General features: G+C 38.0%; 10 protein-coding genes. 6 read left to right on the forward strand and 4 right to left on the reverse strand.

Features of this window, described 5'->3' with window-relative positions; translation table 11 throughout:
- Positions 1–83 precede the first annotated feature (83 nt).
- Positions 84–590, forward strand: a complete 507-nt coding sequence (locus I7804_RS17995; RefSeq protein ID WP_080655994.1) for a hypothetical protein — start codon at positions 84–86, stop codon at positions 588–590.
- 182 nt (positions 591–772) lie between these two features.
- On the opposite strand, the gene I7804_RS18000 is transcribed toward I7804_RS17995, so the two are convergent.
- Complete coding sequence (locus I7804_RS18000) at positions 773–1,273, reverse strand: flavodoxin (protein ID WP_248406215.1); 501 nt, start codon at positions 1,271–1,273, stop codon at positions 773–775.
- Positions 1,274–1,796: 523 nt separating this feature from the next.
- On the opposite strand from I7804_RS18000, the gene I7804_RS18005 reads away from it, so the two are divergent.
- Positions 1,797–8,258, forward strand: a complete 6,462-nt coding sequence (locus I7804_RS18005) for a pectinesterase family protein (protein ID WP_248406216.1) — start codon at positions 1,797–1,799, stop codon at positions 8,256–8,258.
- Positions 8,259–8,587: 329 nt separating this feature from the next.
- Here I7804_RS18005 and I7804_RS18010 read toward each other — a convergent pair whose 3' ends face one another.
- A complete protein-coding gene (locus tag I7804_RS18010; protein ID WP_022754893.1) occupies positions 8,588–9,160 on the reverse strand; it encodes an alpha/beta hydrolase in 573 nt (190 codons plus the stop codon).
- 478 nt (positions 9,161–9,638) lie between these two features.
- Here I7804_RS18010 and I7804_RS18015 point away from each other — a divergent pair, with 478 nt between their 5' ends.
- On the forward strand, positions 9,639–10,013 hold the full coding sequence (locus I7804_RS18015) for a hypothetical protein (protein WP_022754894.1): 375 nt from the start codon (positions 9,639–9,641) through the stop codon (positions 10,011–10,013).
- Between the two features lie 319 nt (positions 10,014–10,332).
- Positions 10,333–11,637, forward strand: coding sequence for a Y-family DNA polymerase (locus I7804_RS18020; RefSeq protein WP_248406217.1), 1,305 nt, complete (start codon positions 10,333–10,335; stop codon positions 11,635–11,637).
- Between the two features lie 81 nt (positions 11,638–11,718).
- On the opposite strand, the gene I7804_RS18025 is transcribed toward I7804_RS18020, so the two are convergent.
- Together I7804_RS18025 and I7804_RS18030 are read right to left on the reverse strand one after the other, a co-directional pair.
- On the reverse strand, positions 11,719–12,618 hold the full coding sequence (locus I7804_RS18025; RefSeq protein WP_248406218.1) for a DMT family transporter: 900 nt from the start codon (positions 12,616–12,618) through the stop codon (positions 11,719–11,721).
- Between the two features lie 165 nt (positions 12,619–12,783).
- Positions 12,784–14,448, reverse strand: coding sequence for a bifunctional metallophosphatase/5'-nucleotidase (locus I7804_RS18030; RefSeq protein WP_248406219.1), 1,665 nt, complete (start codon positions 14,446–14,448; stop codon positions 12,784–12,786).
- 942 nt (positions 14,449–15,390) lie between these two features.
- On the opposite strand from I7804_RS18030, the gene I7804_RS18035 reads away from it, so the two are divergent.
- Both I7804_RS18035 and srtB read left to right on the forward strand, forming a co-directional pair.
- Positions 15,391–16,134 carry a YveK family protein gene (locus I7804_RS18035; protein WP_248406220.1) on the forward strand — a complete coding sequence of 248 codons (744 nt, stop codon included), beginning with the start codon at positions 15,391–15,393 and terminating at the stop codon, positions 16,132–16,134.
- A 79-nt stretch (positions 16,135–16,213) separates the two neighbouring features.
- Complete coding sequence (srtB, locus tag I7804_RS18040) at positions 16,214–17,074, forward strand: class B sortase (RefSeq protein ID WP_248405992.1); 861 nt, start codon at positions 16,214–16,216, stop codon at positions 17,072–17,074.
- Positions 17,075–17,150: the final 76 nt, after the last annotated feature.

Below are 17,150 nucleotides of genomic sequence, written 5' to 3' on the forward strand. Positions count from 1 at the left end.
CGAAATATGAGATAATGGTACATGTAATGCGAACTAAGAAATTCAGAATATCTACAACCAAGTAAAAAAGGAGTTATGAGAAAATGACTTATGAAGAATTGGTAAAAGAGGTAAAGAAGAATTATGGTGCGCTAGATGCCAGCAACATTAAAGAGCATGTAGCAGTTCAGTTCAATATCGAAGGTGAAGCTGAAGGCGCTTTCTATGTAGAGATTGCAGACAGTAATGTAGATGTTGAACCTTTTGAGTATTATGACAGAGATGCAGTTGTTACTACAAGTGCAGATGTAGCTATTAGCTTGTCATCCAAGAAAGTTAGTCTTAAGGACGCTTATAATGATGAGACTGCAAAGGTTTGGGGAGATCTTGATAAGATCCTGTATGCTTTTGAACAGCTTAAGGCAAAGGAAGAAGCGCCTAAGAAAACTGTAGCTAAGAAGACTACAGCGAAGAAGCCTGCAGCAAAGAAAACAGCTGCAAAGAAAACAACTACCAAAAAGGCAGCTGCTCCTAAGGCTGAAACAGCAAAGAAAGCTACTACTTCCAAAAAGGCTGAAGAAAAAAAGACATTAGAAGCTGTAGCTAAATAATCAAATCCCTAATATATTGTTTTAATATAGTTTATGGGAATAGATCTAATGAAATTAGATCATGTGTTCAAGCGAATAAAAACCGGAATCGCTATTAGCGATTCCGGTTTTTTTAATATGAAAAAATAATCTGATCGGTTTGATACAAATGTTTTATATTGTTTTATCAGAAAATATGAGATTTATAAGGACTGAATCCAGGCATCAAGTTCTTTATCAGAAATAACCATCTGGTTAAGATTCTCAGCGTCGAATTGAATAGACTTAGGATTTATAATCTTAGCTGAACCGCAGGCCTTTTCTAAATCTGAAAGCGAATGTCCTTCATAGCCTCCAAAAGTAACAAATGGGATAACAGTCTTGCCTGCAAGACTGTTATTTTCAAGGAAAGCAGACACTGCAGGAGATATTGTATACCACCATGTAGGAGAACCTATTATTATCCTGTCATATTTAGAAAGGTCGTGTGATAGAGGCTGAAGTTCAGGTCTGTATCCATTTTCAACTTCCTCTTTGCCCTGTGTCATAATATCGTCATATGAACCTGTGTATTTCTTGATAGTGAGAATAGGCTCGATATCATATGATTTTGCTTCTGCGATTTTTTCTGCAATCTTTTTAGTATTGCCCATACTCTGTGAATAATAGAGGACAAGTGTATTTTTCTTTCTTTTGAAGAACATTTTATACCCCTTCGTTAGTTATAAAAACTAATTATATATAAGCCTGATTAATAGTAATCTGGGTCACAATTTTAAATTATATACATTATCATTATAAAATAAAGTATATAAAAATATATATACTATGATATTTAAACATTAGACATGAAAATTAATTATGGAACAAAGTTCATTTTATACTAAATTTATATGGCTGCATAGTTATTATTACGTTTTTTTATATTTTACGCTTCGTCAGTCCGTCAAGATTACATTCTGATAAATACCCGGGATCACAATATTCAATATATATGATATAGCATTATAGAAAAAAGATACAATTGTAAACGGTTTCATAACGGTATGAAAGTGAAATTAGAGAAAAATTGACAAATAATAGTCGAGTAGTTTGTAAGAAGTTACAGAAAATAATAAATTACTCTCAAAAAGCTGTAAAAAATAACTAAAATATGCTAATAATAGTCTTACAAGTTCTTTGTAAACGTTTACAATCCAAATAACAATTAAATATGGGAGGTTGATTATGAAGAAAATCAGTAAAGCAAGATTTCTTGCTGCTGTAATGGTCATACCATTAGTGACCACTATGGCAACTACTGCTTTATTGCCAGGTGCATCTTTTGCTTCACATGCAGAGGAATCATATCAGGCAGTAGCAGTTTCGTCCGTAGTGCTGGACAAGGATAGTCTTGAAATTGAAGTGGGGCAAAAGGCATCGTTGTCAGCAACAGTATATCCTGCCGAAGCTACTAATAGTGATCTTGAATGGTCATCATCTGATGAAGCGATAGCAAGTGTTGATGATGGGGAAGTAACGGGCATAGCAAAAGGGAATGCAACTATAACAGTAACAACCAAAGATGGCGGATACATAGCACAGTGTGCTGTGGAAGTTACTGAGTCTAGCCAAAATGATGAAGACATGACAGGTGATGATATAAATAATGCTTCAGATATAAGCGATGCAGAAGATACAAATAGTGAAGATACAAATACTGAAGATTCAGATGGCGTAGAGAAATCCGATGTTGAAGAAGCTGAATCTATTACAGATAGTGTTAGTTCAGATGATGAGCAGGACATTAAAAATGAAGTAGAGTATCTTGGTCAAGGTAAGCCGTCAGATTCCAATGACGGCTATCAGCACGAATATGACGTATGGGACTTTGCAGGGGATTATCTTGAAGATACAGAAGTGACAACTTATAACAATCTGCTATCTGAAGATATAATTAATGGCTTCTATGATGAATCTGTTACAGAAGGCTCTACAGGAGTTACGCTTGGAAGCTTTGATACCGGTACCGGATTATCTTTTTACAGTGCCAAAACTAACAATAGATTAAGATCTACCAATGAGAATATCTCAAGATATGATGACAAGAGTAAGACAGATGCAGAAGGAAACACATATCGAGGATATATCTATTCTAATAGCAGTAGTACAAATGCTACAGGTCTTAAAATATCATCTCTAAAAAAAGGAGATATAGTTTATGTACTTGCCGGTTCTAATAGCAATGCTGCAACATACGCCTGGGGACAGGATATAGAAGAAGACCCCCTTCAGACAGCAAGCTATACAAAAGCTGCCGGTCTTGAAGAGCTTGTATTCTATGCAAGTGCAGACGGCGATTATTATCTTTGGTGCTTGGATGAGAAACTTGTTGTGGCAAGAGTATATGTAGAACATGCAGGGGATGTTACAGTAACAGGCGATATTGATGTGCCGGCATCTTTCGACGTTGACACGGCAACACTTGTTTTTACACAGAAGACACCTTCAGGTGATGAACTTACATCTATGACAACAGATGTAGAATGCAAGGATGGCTCATATTCATATAGCATTGTACTTAATAAGATGTATGACTACTCAGTAGAGCTTAAAGGAGCAAATGGTTATGTAATAGACTCTACAAAGTTAACAGATGGAGTAATATCAATAGATAATGTATCTGATGATAAAATAACAGTCGATCTTGCTGTTACAAAAGTAGATATCGTTACATTGACCGGTCAGTTTATGAATCTGTCTGTAGAAGATGCTCTGAACCTGGAACTTATAATTACAAATCATGACAAAGACAGACCATATACACCGGTTCTTGCCAAAACAGCTGACACCAATGAGTTTACGCTTGAACTTGAAAAGGGGCAGGTATACGATCTTGAAGCACAGGGTGTTGACGATTATGAACTTGTAACGACATCTATAACTGCAGATGAAGACGGTGAGATGGATATAATATTTAAAGCTAAGGATATGCATCTTGTAGATGTTATTGTGACAGGACCGTCCCAGGAAGAGCTTGAAGATCTTAAGCTTACATTTACTATACTGAAAACTCCTATAACAGGAGAACTGGGCAATTACATATATAGCTTTACAGGTCAGGATGTAATCGACGGTAATATAGCTCTTCGAGATGGTCAGTATCACATAGAAGCTACGCTTACAGGATATGAGATGTCGCTTACTTCTGATCTAAAGGTTGCAAGCGCAGATACAACAAAAGAGATTGTAATGAATAAAGTCTCTGATAATAATGCGATAGCCTATTCGGAAAAGATAACAGTTGGTACTGATAAAGACTATAAGACTATCAACGAAGCTCTGGATGCTGTTCGAAACATGGACAGAGATGCAAGCACTCAGAGAGTGACTATAGAGATAGATCCAGGTGATTATCAGGAGATGCTTGTAATAGATGTTGATAATGTATCACTTATCAACTCCAGTGGTGATAATGCAAGTATAGAACTTGCAGATTCCGGAGTATCTATTACTGACAATGCAGTCAGGATCACATCTTATTATGGCCATGGATATACTTATTATTCCATGGACAAGGATTATAGATATAACGAAGAAGTACTTAAAGTTAACCAAGAAAATGGATATCCTACTGTAACTAATCCTGGTTCTGGAACAGCAACAATGTGGAATGCAACAGTGTACGTTAATGCTGATGGATTTGAAGCAGACGGAATCATATTTGAAAACTCATTCAACCAGTATGTATCAGAGCTTGCTGCTGCAGATACTATCGTAGCACAGGAAGGAGCTAAGGAAGGATCTGATGGAAGCAGAGATACTCTGGAACAGGGAAGTACTGTAGTACAGCAGAAAGCATATGTAGAGAGAGCTGCAGCTCTTGCACTTGGTAATAGTCTTTCTGATATAGTGCTTACAAATTGTAAGGTTGTAGGACGTCAGGATACTCTATATGGTGGCAAGAATACATACGCAGAGTTCAATAACTGTAGTATATACGGCGCTGTAGACTACATATATGGCGGTATGACAGCAATCTTTTATCAGTGCGATCTTGTGTTTAATACAACTGATGATAAAAATGATGTCGGCTATATAACAGCTGCCCAGCAGACTTCAGGCAGAGGATATCTGATGTACGAGTGCCATATTACAAGTGTAGAAGCCGGCGTTGATGTTGACGAAAGGTATTATAGCTATACTACAAGTAAACCCGGATACTTTGGAAGACCATGGCAGGCAGGAAGCAGTGAAGTAGTATTCTATAACACTACAATTGATGCATGTGACAGTGCACTTGCATCTACATATAACAGTGAATCCCTTATCCAGCCGGCAGGATGGCTTAACTCACTTGGCGGAGAAGGAATGATGTATGAGTACGGAACAATAGAAGCTTGTGGTGTTTCGTATTCTGCAGACAGGATTCCATCATGGACATCTTGGACCACTTCTGACAGCGTTCTTACAAGCCCTTATCTTGCAGATGGTACCAAGATAACACTTGATGCTTTTAGAAAAAATAAATCAGAAGAAACAGAGCATTCATGGGAATTCTCCACATATGGATCCTCAGTTTCTACAGACTATAATACTGCAAGCGTTGCTGCTGATGGAACTATCACAGTAGCATCAACCAATGGTAAAGGTAAGCTCGTACCTGCTTCAACAGACGGTCTTGCTTTCTACTATACGACAATAGATGCAGATAGTGAGAACTTTACATTAGAAGCTGATATCACAGTGGACAGTTGGAAGCTTTCCAATGGACAGGAAGGTTTTGGTATTATGGCGGCTGATGCTGTCGGTGTAAACGGCGATACATCAACATTCTGGAATAACTCTTATATGCTTGCTGTAACCAAGGTTTCATATACAGGGGACAATGGTAATGCATATACTATGAAAATAGGTGTAGGAGCTCAGGAAAAGAAAGGTGTTACATCTGATAACCTTGAGACAATAAAAGGCGGAGATGTAAGCGCATTCTCAAGTACTATGTACACACTTGAAACAAGCGCTGCTGATCAGGGGCTTGAAGCAGGCACTTATAATATGTGCGGCAATTATACCAATACATCCGGAATGACAGATGTAGCAAATCTTACAACAACGTTCCATATGTCCATCAGAAGGAATAACACAGGTTATGTATTAACATACTCTGACTCTCAAGGCAATGTAATAGGATCACAGCTCTTCTATCATCCTGATGAAGGTGATAACCTTACAATGATAGATTCAGATCATATATATGTAGGCTTCTTTGCTGCTAGAAATGCAACTATCAAGGTTACTAATGCAAATCTTACTACAGTTGCACCTTCAGATGATGATGCCAAAGAAGATCACCCTCTTACATATACAGATCTTGTAGCAGGATTTGAATCAGCAGATTTTGCTAATAAGGCTTCATATGAACTTGTATATTATGGCAATGCTGATGGAAAGCTTTCTATTACAGACGAAGATGGGAATGTAGTTCTTGAAGAAACAGATGTTACTGCAAATACTAAAGTAAAAACAAATGTTACCTTAAAGGATGGCTCTAATACTTACATTGGGGCATTTACACCTGATTCGAATTTTAGATTCGATACTTATGAAGTATTAACATCATACGATACCGTAACATTTACCATCTCGGTCAACTATGACAAAGGAAACAGATACGTTTATTATGTTAGCCCTGATGGAAGTGCAGATGCCATAGGATCAAAAGAAGATCCAATGGATATCTATACAGCAGTCAAGGTTGTAGAACCAGGAGATAAGATTCTTTTATCAGGAGGCACCTACAATCTTACAAGTACAATAGTTGTAGAAAGAGGCATAAGCGGAACAGAAGATAAGCTCATATATATGATCGCTGATCCTAAAGCTTCTCAAAGGCCTGTATTTGACTTTGGAGGCACTTGCGCAGGTATGATACTTGCAGGCGACTACTGGTACTTCCAGGGATTTGATGTAACCAGATCACAGAATGCGCAGAAAGGACTTCAGTTATCAGGTTCTCATAATACACTTGACGATATCCATGCTTATAAGAACGGTAATACAGGAATTCAGGTAAGTCGTTATAAGAGTACAGATACATATGAAGACTGGCCTTCATACAATACAATTCTTAACTGTACATCATTCCTTAATGCTGATGCAGGATATGAAGATGCTGATGGATTTGCAGCTAAGCTTACAGTTGGAGATGGCAATGTCTTCGATGGATGTATTGCTGCATATAATGCAGATGATGGCTGGGATCTTTTTGCCAAGGTAGAAACAGGTGCAATCGGAACTGTGACTATCCAAAACAGCGTAGCTTACATGAACGGATATGTACTTGATGAAGAAGGTAACCTTGTAGATGCAGGTAATGGTAACGGATTTAAGATGGGAGGATCTTCTATCACAGGAGGTCACAAACTTATAAACAGCGTTGCATTCTGCAATAAGGCAAAAGGTATCGATTCTAACAGCTGTCCTGATATACAGGTTACAAACAGTACATCTTTTAATAACGGATCATACAATGTTGCCTTTTATACCAATGATGCTGCAAATACAGCATTTATGGCAGATGGAGTTATTTCATACAGAAATGATGGCGTTCAAGATGATCAGCTCAAGCTAAAAGGCACGCAAGATGAAACATTAGTATATGGTACATCGAACTATTATATGATAAACGGAGTATCAACCAATACTGAAGGCACACTTGTTGATGATTCATGGTTTGAATCTGTTGACGCTGAAGCAGCTATCGGATCATCTATGACTTCTAATGCTACAGACCTTATCAGCGGTATAACACGTAATGAAGACGGAACTATCAATATGAACGGATTCCTGGTTCTTTCAGATACCGCCATGACTGATACAGGAGCTAATGTAGAAGGAGAAGCATCTGCCAGTGTAGAAGTAACCAGGGAAGAAGAAAATGGTGTAAAAGAAGCTGGTGAAAATAAACCAATTGAAAATGAGACTTCTGAGTCACTTGGTGGACGATTTGTAAGAAAGTGGTGGAATGTTTATTATCAGCTTTCAGACGGAACATACCTTACAGGTCTTCATATGATTGATGGTCAGCTGTATTTCTTCTTTGATAGCGGAGTAATGGCATATAGCAGCTTTATTACAGTTTCTGATAAGACCTACTACTTTGATGGCAATGGACATGCAGTCAAAGGCTTTATGACACAGTGGATCTGGAATACCTATTACTTTGATGAAAACTATGTAATGAAAGATGACGGATTCTTTGAAGTATCAGGAGTTACATATTATGCCGGAGAAGATGGACGCATTGTAAAAGATGCTTTTGTTAATATTGCAAAAGATGACGGAAGCATAGCTACATACTTCTTTGATGATCATGGTCATATGGCTACAGGCTTTGTTACAAGATGGATCTGGAATACATATTATTTTGGTAGCGATGGTATTATGGTTACCAATGAATTTGTAACAGCTAATGGTAATACATACTACTTCGGAGATGATGGCCTTATGGTCAGATACTGGCAGAATATAGACGGCAAGCAGTATTACTTTGGAGATAACGGAGTAATGGTCAAAGGATGCGTTGAGCTATGGTGGAATATATATGTATTCGATGATAGCGGAGTACTGATTGAAAGTCATAGCGTCTATGAAAGAGCTTATAACCTTGCAAAAAGAATATTTGGCGGAAAACTCTTAAAAATCTGAATCGTAGCAATTGTTATGACCAATAACATAGGATTGCGATGAAAGCCTTGAAATCAGCTGCTTACAGCAATGCAAGCAGCTGATTTTTTAAAAGGCATAAATATAGTACGATTCAGAATAGAAATCAAGGAAAAAGAATTTAGAAATAAAAAACCGCCAAATAGAATAGCGAATGTGATTATATAACGACGCAATGCCAATAAGAAGACATAAAAAAATCCGGCCACATTTTAGAGAAAAAGCGGCCGGAAACATTGTGATTTACTTGAATACAACAAACATAGCAAAACAAACGCTATACATAATAGAAAGTGTAGTGTGACGATATATCATTCATAATCTGATACATAACTTTCGACAGTTTCGATAACATCCGCAACAAAATCTATATCATCAACGACTGAATCAGTCATCTCAAGTGAATGATTAACTTCAGGTATTTCTACAAGCTCTATGTGCTTTTGAGCACATAGATTTTCAATCGTTTCATTATCTGCCCATGGATCTTTGGTTCCATGGAAGGCGAGACCGTAACCATCCTGAACATAATCAAAGGTTTCTTTGAGAGGAGTGTAGTAGATCTGACCTGCAAGGATGTTGTTCTCAAGAGCATATTTTGCAGCCATGATAGTACCTATACTCTTAGAGAAGAAGAATATACAGTCATCCTCTCCTGTGTACTTATCAAAATCAACTTTAGAAAGCTGCTCACAGGTCTGCTTCCAGGCTATATCGAAGCATTCTTTCATTTTATCTTCATCCCCTCTGACATTAGAAGGGAAATCTGTATAATCAAGCGCGATAACATCAAAGCCATGAGTCTTGGCAAGCTTCTGGCTATAGTATAGTAAAGGTTTCTGGTTTGTATATCCAATTCCCGGGAATATAACTGCAAGTTTCAAAATATTACTCCTTTCTAGCTAGTCTTTTTGTGAATTTACCACTTGGACGGTACAGAAATCTCAAAGTGGCAAGCTTAAGTAGTTTATTTGTATTCTTAGTATTTAACAAACACCGTATCCATTATATAAGAGAAATAACAATACTTCTACAACTTATTAACTCAAACCACTTGGTGAGGTTTTCTCGGACATGCCCTCGACCAAGTGGGAAGTTTGCAAATAATTAACTACAACTTTGCATTTGTCAAACATACGCTAACTCATTATATTTCCGGATCATTAAAACAAATTGAGGTAGTGAGCTTCATAAAATTGAACTATTTACCGTTCGTCTAATAAAAAGTGCATTTCGTCGGAAAAATGACACAAAGAGATTTTGAGGTGATAATATAGCACTTGTTCAAGACACATCCCTAAAAAGTCTTTAAAAATCAGAAAACAATTATACATATTATTAAGTTATGAGAAGGAGTATAAGATGAATCAGACAAGCACATATATCAAAGATGAATATTGGAATAAGTTCTATTATCAGATGAGGGCATTTGTTATAGGAATGACTGTTGGCATGATCTACTGTGTAGCCGAAAGATGGGATATTTCAGTGCTTGTGTCGAATATGAACTTTAGACATAGTAATGGATATATAGTTAGCTCTCTTATGTTTGGATTATCTTTTCTCATCATATACACGGCTGCTGTATTCGTGCTTCCATGGTTTAACAGAAGATCAGAGAATGTTAAAGTGCTGCTGGTTGTATTTTTTCCTATTACACTGTTTGTATCAAGCCTGATAGGAATTGTAGCGTTCATCCCATATACACTCCACTGCTTATATAGAGCTTATTTTTGATAGCCTTGATATTAAAGGTATGATCAGGGATACAAGAATAGCCAAAAACAAGCTGACCAAAGGTTAGATATATACCACGGGTTAGCTTGTTTTTTATTTTCTCAAAAATCTTACTTGGCGATACTTCATGGTTCAAGCGGGAAGTATGAGCTATTTAAAATAAACTATTAAGTAATGAAAGTAATAATCCTGCTGCAAAAAGCGCTGCCAAAATTATAAGTGCATAGTACCATTTAATACGTCCCATAGTAATATCTCCTATATATTTAATAAACAATGACCCTTATGCCATGTTATCATATATGGGGAGATTATTACTATGGATAATTCAAAAATAATATTTCATGTAGATGTTAATAGTGCGTTCCTGTCCTGGAGCGCTGTAAAATTGTTAAAAGACGATCCTGATGCCATAGACCTAAGGACAATCCCTTCAGCAGTGGGCGGCGATGTAGAAAGCAGGCATGGTATCATTACGGCTAAGTCTATACCTGCCAAAAAGTACGGAATAGTAACAGGTGAACCTGTAGTCAAAGCCATGCAGAAATGTCCAAATCTTGTGCTGGTACACAGTGACTTTAAGACATATCGCGAATACTCAGGTAAGTTTATAAGAATACTAAAAACATACTCGCCAATTATAGAGCAGGTCTCCATAGATGAAGCTTTCATCGATATGACAGACCAGGTAAGCCAGATGTACAATTCTGCCGGTGAGATAGACGCCGATACAGAAGAAAGTTACAGACAATCTGCACTTATCATTGCAGGAAGGATCAAAGATGAGATCCGGGATACGCTAGGATTTACAGTCAATGTAGGCATATCTTGTAATAAGCTTCTGGCCAAGATGGCTTCTGATTTTGAAAAGCCTGACAAGATCCATACTCTTTTTCCAGATGAGGTTCAAACCAAGATGTGGCCGCTTCCTATAGGTGATCTGTATGGATGCGGCAAGCAGACATCTGCAAGGCTCTCTGAACTTGGGATGAAGACCATAGGGGATGTTGCGAAGACGGATCAAGGACTGCTTAAAGACTTACTTGGTATTAAGCAAGGAGAATACATATATAGAAGCTGTAATGGATATGGAAGTAGCCATATAAATCCTTATGAAGAGGATGCCAAGAGCTATTCTAATGAGACAACGACGAGATCTGATATTAATTTTTCCAATTATGAAAAAGAAATGCCCGGTATCCTTAAGTGGCTCTCAGAGAGCGTATCAAGGCGCCTTCAAAGAGACGGCGTATTCGCATCGACAGTATCTGTCAGTATTAAAACAGATTCCTTTCAGAGGCGATCAAAACAGGTGGGACTTGGAGATTCTACCAATGACCAGGAAGTTTTATTAAAAACGTCTCTAAGACTCATGGATGAACTTGTTCTTGGTGAAAATGGAATATTCGCTCAGGGCTTTAGTATCAGACTTGTTGGCGTTGGAGCATCTGACCTTGATAAGGGAGAATACAGACAGATGAGTCTGTTTGATCTTGCAAGGCAAGGAAGTACAAATAATACGACTGATGCAGATAGAGCTGAGAAGCAGAGGAAACTTCGCCAGATGACTAAAGATATAGAAAAAAGATTTGGTGAAGGCGTGATCCATAAAGGAAGAAAGTAACTCATACGTAACAGGGCCACGGTGGCCTTTATATTATGAGGTAGGTGTTAAAAGTTCCTTTTGCCCCTTAAGTCATTTTATCTATTGTTCAGATGTTCTTCTGCCATATTCCCATTTGAATATAGCGGCAAATATAATTACAGCATATCCAATGAAACTGAAAATATCAGGGATCTCACTTAGGAACAAGAATCCAAGTATTGCTGCAAATATTACCTGAGTATAATCGAATACAGAAATTGACTTGGCAGGAGCAAGCTGATATGCGGCAGTTATATTGAACTGAGCTATAGCGGCGGATATTCCTGCCATAATAAGGCATCCAAGCTGCCATAAAGTCATAGGCTTCCACTGCGCTATCATGAATGGAAGAGCAAGAAGGCATGAGAACAGTGAGAAGTAGAAGACGATAGTAGGCCCCGGTTGTCCGAGCTTACCCATCTTATGAACATATGCATATGCAGTGCCAGCGCCAAAGCCGCCGTATAATCCTACTAAAGCAGGTAGAGATGCAAATCCAAGCCCTGGTTTTATTATGAATAAAGCTCCCGAAAAAGCGAGAATAACACACATCCAGTCAATCTTATTGGGGATCTCCTTCATAATAAAATAAGACATGATGATGGCAAAAAACGGTGAAAGTTTATTGAGCATATTGGCATCTGCTATTCCCAGATGATCTATAGCCCAGAAATTAGCTATAAGACCTGTTGTTCCAAAAAGGCATCTTAGAAACATAGAGGCTTTTGCCTTTTCAACTACTCTGAAACCTGTTCCTTTTTGGACAAGAGCATATACAGCTATAAAAAGAGCAACAAAGTTACGGAAAAAGGCTTTCTCCATAGTAGGAAGATCGCCTGAAATCCTTACAAAGAAAGTCATGAAAGCAAAGCATAGAGCCGAGATCAGGATATGAATAATTGCAAGCCTTAGTTCCTTGCCTGTTGGAGCTGAATTGTTGTGTTTGGATGTTTGAACCATTTTTTAACCTCATGTCGCGAGCATAGCGAGTAACTAATGTAATACTATAACTCGATTTTAATAAAAGAAGAACAGCAGGACGTGAATCCGCTGTTCTTCTTTGAACAAATCTTTTTACAACACAATGATTATACAATATTGCTGCAATTATTCAAGAGCCTTACTTCATCTTATGATTGTCTGATCACCTCTAACATCGCCGTACTTATCAGCAGTAACATTGCCGCCGAGAACTTCTGATACATATGCCATAACAGCTTCGTCCATAACGATACCGGTATCGAACTGATCACTGGCTGATAAGAATCTGTAATAAGTATCGCCGCCTGCTGCGCAGAAGTTATTGGTTACTACAGCATATGTATCTGTAAGTGAGAATGGCTTGCCATTGATGCTTTCGATAGTTACACGTGTGATAGCTGCAGGTGCATAGTATGTAGAGTCGGGATAAGCTTCGCCCTGCTGGTAAGGCTTTGTAGTATCGATAGTGAATTTGATGCCGGAAGTCTGAGGATAACCACCGATAGCACTAGGAGTACAGAAAGTGGATGCTTCAAGGACTTCAAGAAGCTCTTCGCCTGTTACGTATACAACAGCAATGGTATTGCCAAAAGGAAGAACAGTGTTGATGTCATTTTTAGTAATAGCACCGGCATCTATAGAAGCTCTGATACCACCGCCATTAGTGATAGCAACTACATGATCTTCATCAACTGAGAGAGCATCTTTTTCCTTAAGAACAGACCATTTAAGAGCATCGGTTATAAGATCACCAAGATTGGTCTCCTGAGTTCTGTTACCGGGATCTTTCTGACCATTAAGATCTATAGCTGTATGTCCCAGAACCTTATCATATTCAGAATTAACTCTCTGGAAAATAAGATTGGCGTTGGCGGAAGTTGTAACTTCCTGAGCCAGATTTTCAAGAGTTATAAGATAATGATCATCAATAGTCTTAGTAGCATTATCAATCTGAACTATACCAATATTATCGCACTTGGTACCTGTAGACTGAACAGGTTCACCGGCGCTGCCGGCTGTCATTACTGTGTGTGAATGACCGTCGATCATAAAATCTATACCATTTGTATTGGCATACAGATCAACACTTCGGTTGCCATCCAGTGCAGACTCTTCATCAACGCCAAGGTGAGAGAGGCAGATAACAAGATCGGCGCCCTGAGTCTTAAGTTCATCAACCTGAGCCTGAGCGCATACATAGTTGTCTGATTTGTTAAGGAAATTGAGCCCCTTGATCATAGAAGGATTAACCTTGGTTCTGGTCTCAGGAGTCTCCATTCCGAAGAAACCGATCCTAAGTCCGGAAGGACCTGTATATATAGCATTAGGAGTAAAAAGATTATTGCCTTCAGGATTCAAAATATTGGCACACAGTACTTTGAATTTGGCAAAATTAAGGTTAGATCTAAGCTGCTCATAACCATAATCAAATTCATGATTGCCAAGAGTTACAAAATCATAACCTGCAGCATTCATCATAGTAATCGCATCAAGACCCTTGGTGGTGCTGACATAAGGTGTTCCCTGACTGAAATCTCCGGCATCTACAAGAATGACATCAGCTCCGCGGCCTTTGAGATTATCACGTAGTGATGCTACATAAGCATATCTGCTGATCGCACCATGAATATCATTTGTATGAATGATAATGGTCTTGCCGGACAGATCCATCGGAATATTAAGAATAGTCCTTACATCCGCAGAAAGATCCTCTGCATGCACCTGCACATGTGTGACACCGGTTGCCACGACCAGGATCAGTGCAAGCAGCATTGCAAACAACTGTTTCAATACTTTTCTTGTTTTCATGCTTACAGTACCCTCCTTACTGTTTTTTGGTTGATATTACTACTATACCAATAGTATAAGATATAGATAAACGGAATAAAAGTAATAATTAACTCAAACTTCGCACTTGCCAAACATACGCCACCATCTGAGGCAGAGCCGATGCAGCCCGTTTATAATACATTTTCGTATCTTGAAGGTGTTATAATTCAGGGCAAGATATCTGGATCTTTATATTCTAGGGTCCAAACTCGCTTCGCTCAGACAGGTGGACCCTAAGAAGAATATAAAGATCCAGATATCTTGCTCCTGAATTTAATAACACCTTCAAAAGATACGAAAATGTATTATAAATGTGCCGCATCGGCTCTGCCTCAGATGGTGGTGTATGTTTGGCAAGTGCGAAGTTTGAAATAATTAATAGAAGAAACACAATCACATAATTACGTAATAAAAGGCGAGAGTTTCCAAATAAGATCTGTATATAGGTACTTATAAATATGCAAATATATTAAGTTTCCTTCCTTGGCATAGTCCACAAAATATTGCTTCAAAATGATCATTTATGATCATCTGAATAATCACAACAAAATCACCAGAAAATCGTTTAAAACATAAAAACTATAGCTGGCTATAGGGAAAATGAATCCAATTAACACCAGCAAATATGCGATATTTAGATAAAAAACTATCAATTATGTTAGAAGTGGCAAAATTAATAAAAAATGATAAAAAATAAATAAAAATATGATTGTTTAAATGATAGTTAATCATATATAATCTTCTTCGGTATAAATCATACTAAGTCACACGAATGTATAAATAGTAATATGTAATTTGTCGGGCAATGAAAGTGGGTAGGTTCATTGCGCGGGCTTAGTGCGGGCTTTTTGCACTGTCAGTTCATAGCCAATGAGGGGGCTGTGGATATGATGATTTATAAGTAAATAGGGATGGTGAGATATGAATAACACGGATTTTATTCAGCTTGAAGAAGATGATGAAATTGATTTCGCTGAGCTCTTCTTTGTCTTAAAGAAAAACATCATTGCAATCGCATTATGTGCGATCATCGGCGCTACGGCAGCATTTGCTTATACTATTAATTTTATGACGCCGATATATACATCATCTTCGATGATTTACATTTTCTCAAAAACAACAAGTATAACAACAGCGGCAGACCTTCAGCTTGGATCACAGCTTACAGTCGATTTTGAGATCCTTGGTACCAGCAGACCGGTTCTTGAGAAGGTTATCATGAACCTGGGGCTTGATACTACTTATGAAGATTTACTACATATAGTAGATATAGAGAATCCTAAGGATTCACGTATCATCAGGATCACTGTTGAGAATCCTGATCCTGAACTTGCAGCAGACATAGCCAATGAGATCGCAGATGTACTTGCAGACAGAGTTGCGCAGGTTATAGATACAGATAAGCCTTCATCAGTAGAAGATGCTGTACCGGCTAAGCTTCCAAGTAAGCCATCTACCAAGAAGAACACAGCGATGGGCTTCATGGCAGGTCTTCTCCTCGCAGCAGGCTTCGTACTTGTCAGATATTATTCTGATAATACTATTAAGGACGAAGATGACGTTAGGAAGTATTTAGGACTTGGAACATTTGCTTCCTTCCCACTTGAAGATTCAATTGCAAAGGATAAGGGAATTATTAATAAGAAGAGGAAGCATAAAGTTTGAAAGTGTTCCACTTTCAAACCCAAATTGATGACGCAAGCTCCATCAATTTGAACCATTAGTCACTCGTTTCACTCGCGACATGAGGTTAATCATGAGTAAGAAAAAACTCATAGCATGTATACTATTATTAATACTCCTTGGAATAATATCAGCAGCGCTGGGATACAGGATATCAGATAAGATTCACAATGAGCAGCTAGTACAAGACGTTCAGGAATCAGCTCATATAGGCGATACAGCTTCTGATACAGACAATACTTCAGATAAGACAGCAGATACATCAAATGTATCGGTAACAGACGACACGACATCAGGTTCAGGCACTTCAGCATCGTTCAGTTCTCCAATAGATTTTGAAAGCCTTCAGGCTTCTAATGAAGACATATACGCATGGATATCAATACCGGATACCAAGGTTGACTATCCAATAGCACAGCATCCAACAGATGATTCCTACTATCTCAATCACGGAGCAGACGGAATTTACTCAGAATACGGATGCCCATATACAGAACTATGCGACAGCAGTAAGTTCATCGAGTTCAACACAGTTATATATGGTCACAATATGAATGACGGTTCTATGTTCGGAGCCCTTCATGACTATGAAGATGAAGATTTCTTCAATGATCATAGGACTATTTATATTTATACCAAGGACCATACATATACTTATACAGTTTTTGCTGCGGTTATGTACAGTGATGCACATATACCATATTACTATGATGATGATGTAAGAGAGGATAGAGACCTCTTTCTGCAATCTCTTCAGAACGACATAGTGAAAGAGCGCAGTATATATAATAATGACATGGAAGTTACATCTGATAGTAAGATCATAACGCTGTCAACCTGTGACAGGAAGCTTAGAGATAACCGCTTTTTGGTAGTAGCGGTGATGACACAAGTAGATGGAAGAAATATAGATAGTAACTGATCTTATAAAGTGATGTAAAAAGCATTTTTTCAACTAATAAGCTTTTCTCGTAATAACAGGGATGATAATATACAAC

This window comes from Butyrivibrio fibrisolvens, assembly GCF_023206215.1.
GTDB classification, from domain to species: domain Bacteria; phylum Bacillota; class Clostridia; order Lachnospirales; family Lachnospiraceae; genus Butyrivibrio; species Butyrivibrio fibrisolvens_C.

Coding starts and splice junctions, on each gene's coding strand:
- I7804_RS18015 (WP_022754894.1), top strand. CDS start 9,639: ATGAATCAGACAAGCACATATATCAAAGATGAATATTGGAATAAGTTC.
- I7804_RS18035 (WP_248406220.1), top strand. CDS start 15,391: ATGAATAACACGGATTTTATTCAGCTTGAAGAAGATGATGAAATTGAT.
- I7804_RS18025 (WP_248406218.1), bottom strand. CDS start 12,618: ATGGTTCAAACATCCAAACACAACAATTCAGCTCCAACAGGCAAGGAA.
- I7804_RS18020 (WP_248406217.1), top strand. CDS start 10,333: ATGGATAATTCAAAAATAATATTTCATGTAGATGTTAATAGTGCGTTC.
- I7804_RS18000 (WP_248406215.1), bottom strand. CDS start 1,273: ATGTTCTTCAAAAGAAAGAAAAATACACTTGTCCTCTATTATTCACAG.
- srtB (WP_248405992.1), top strand. CDS start 16,214: ATGAGGTTAATCATGAGTAAGAAAAAACTCATAGCATGTATACTATTA.
- I7804_RS18030 (WP_248406219.1), bottom strand. CDS start 14,448: ATGAAAACAAGAAAAGTATTGAAACAGTTGTTTGCAATGCTGCTTGCA.
- I7804_RS17995 (WP_080655994.1), top strand. CDS start 84: ATGACTTATGAAGAATTGGTAAAAGAGGTAAAGAAGAATTATGGTGCG.
- I7804_RS18005 (WP_248406216.1), top strand. CDS start 1,797: ATGAAGAAAATCAGTAAAGCAAGATTTCTTGCTGCTGTAATGGTCATA.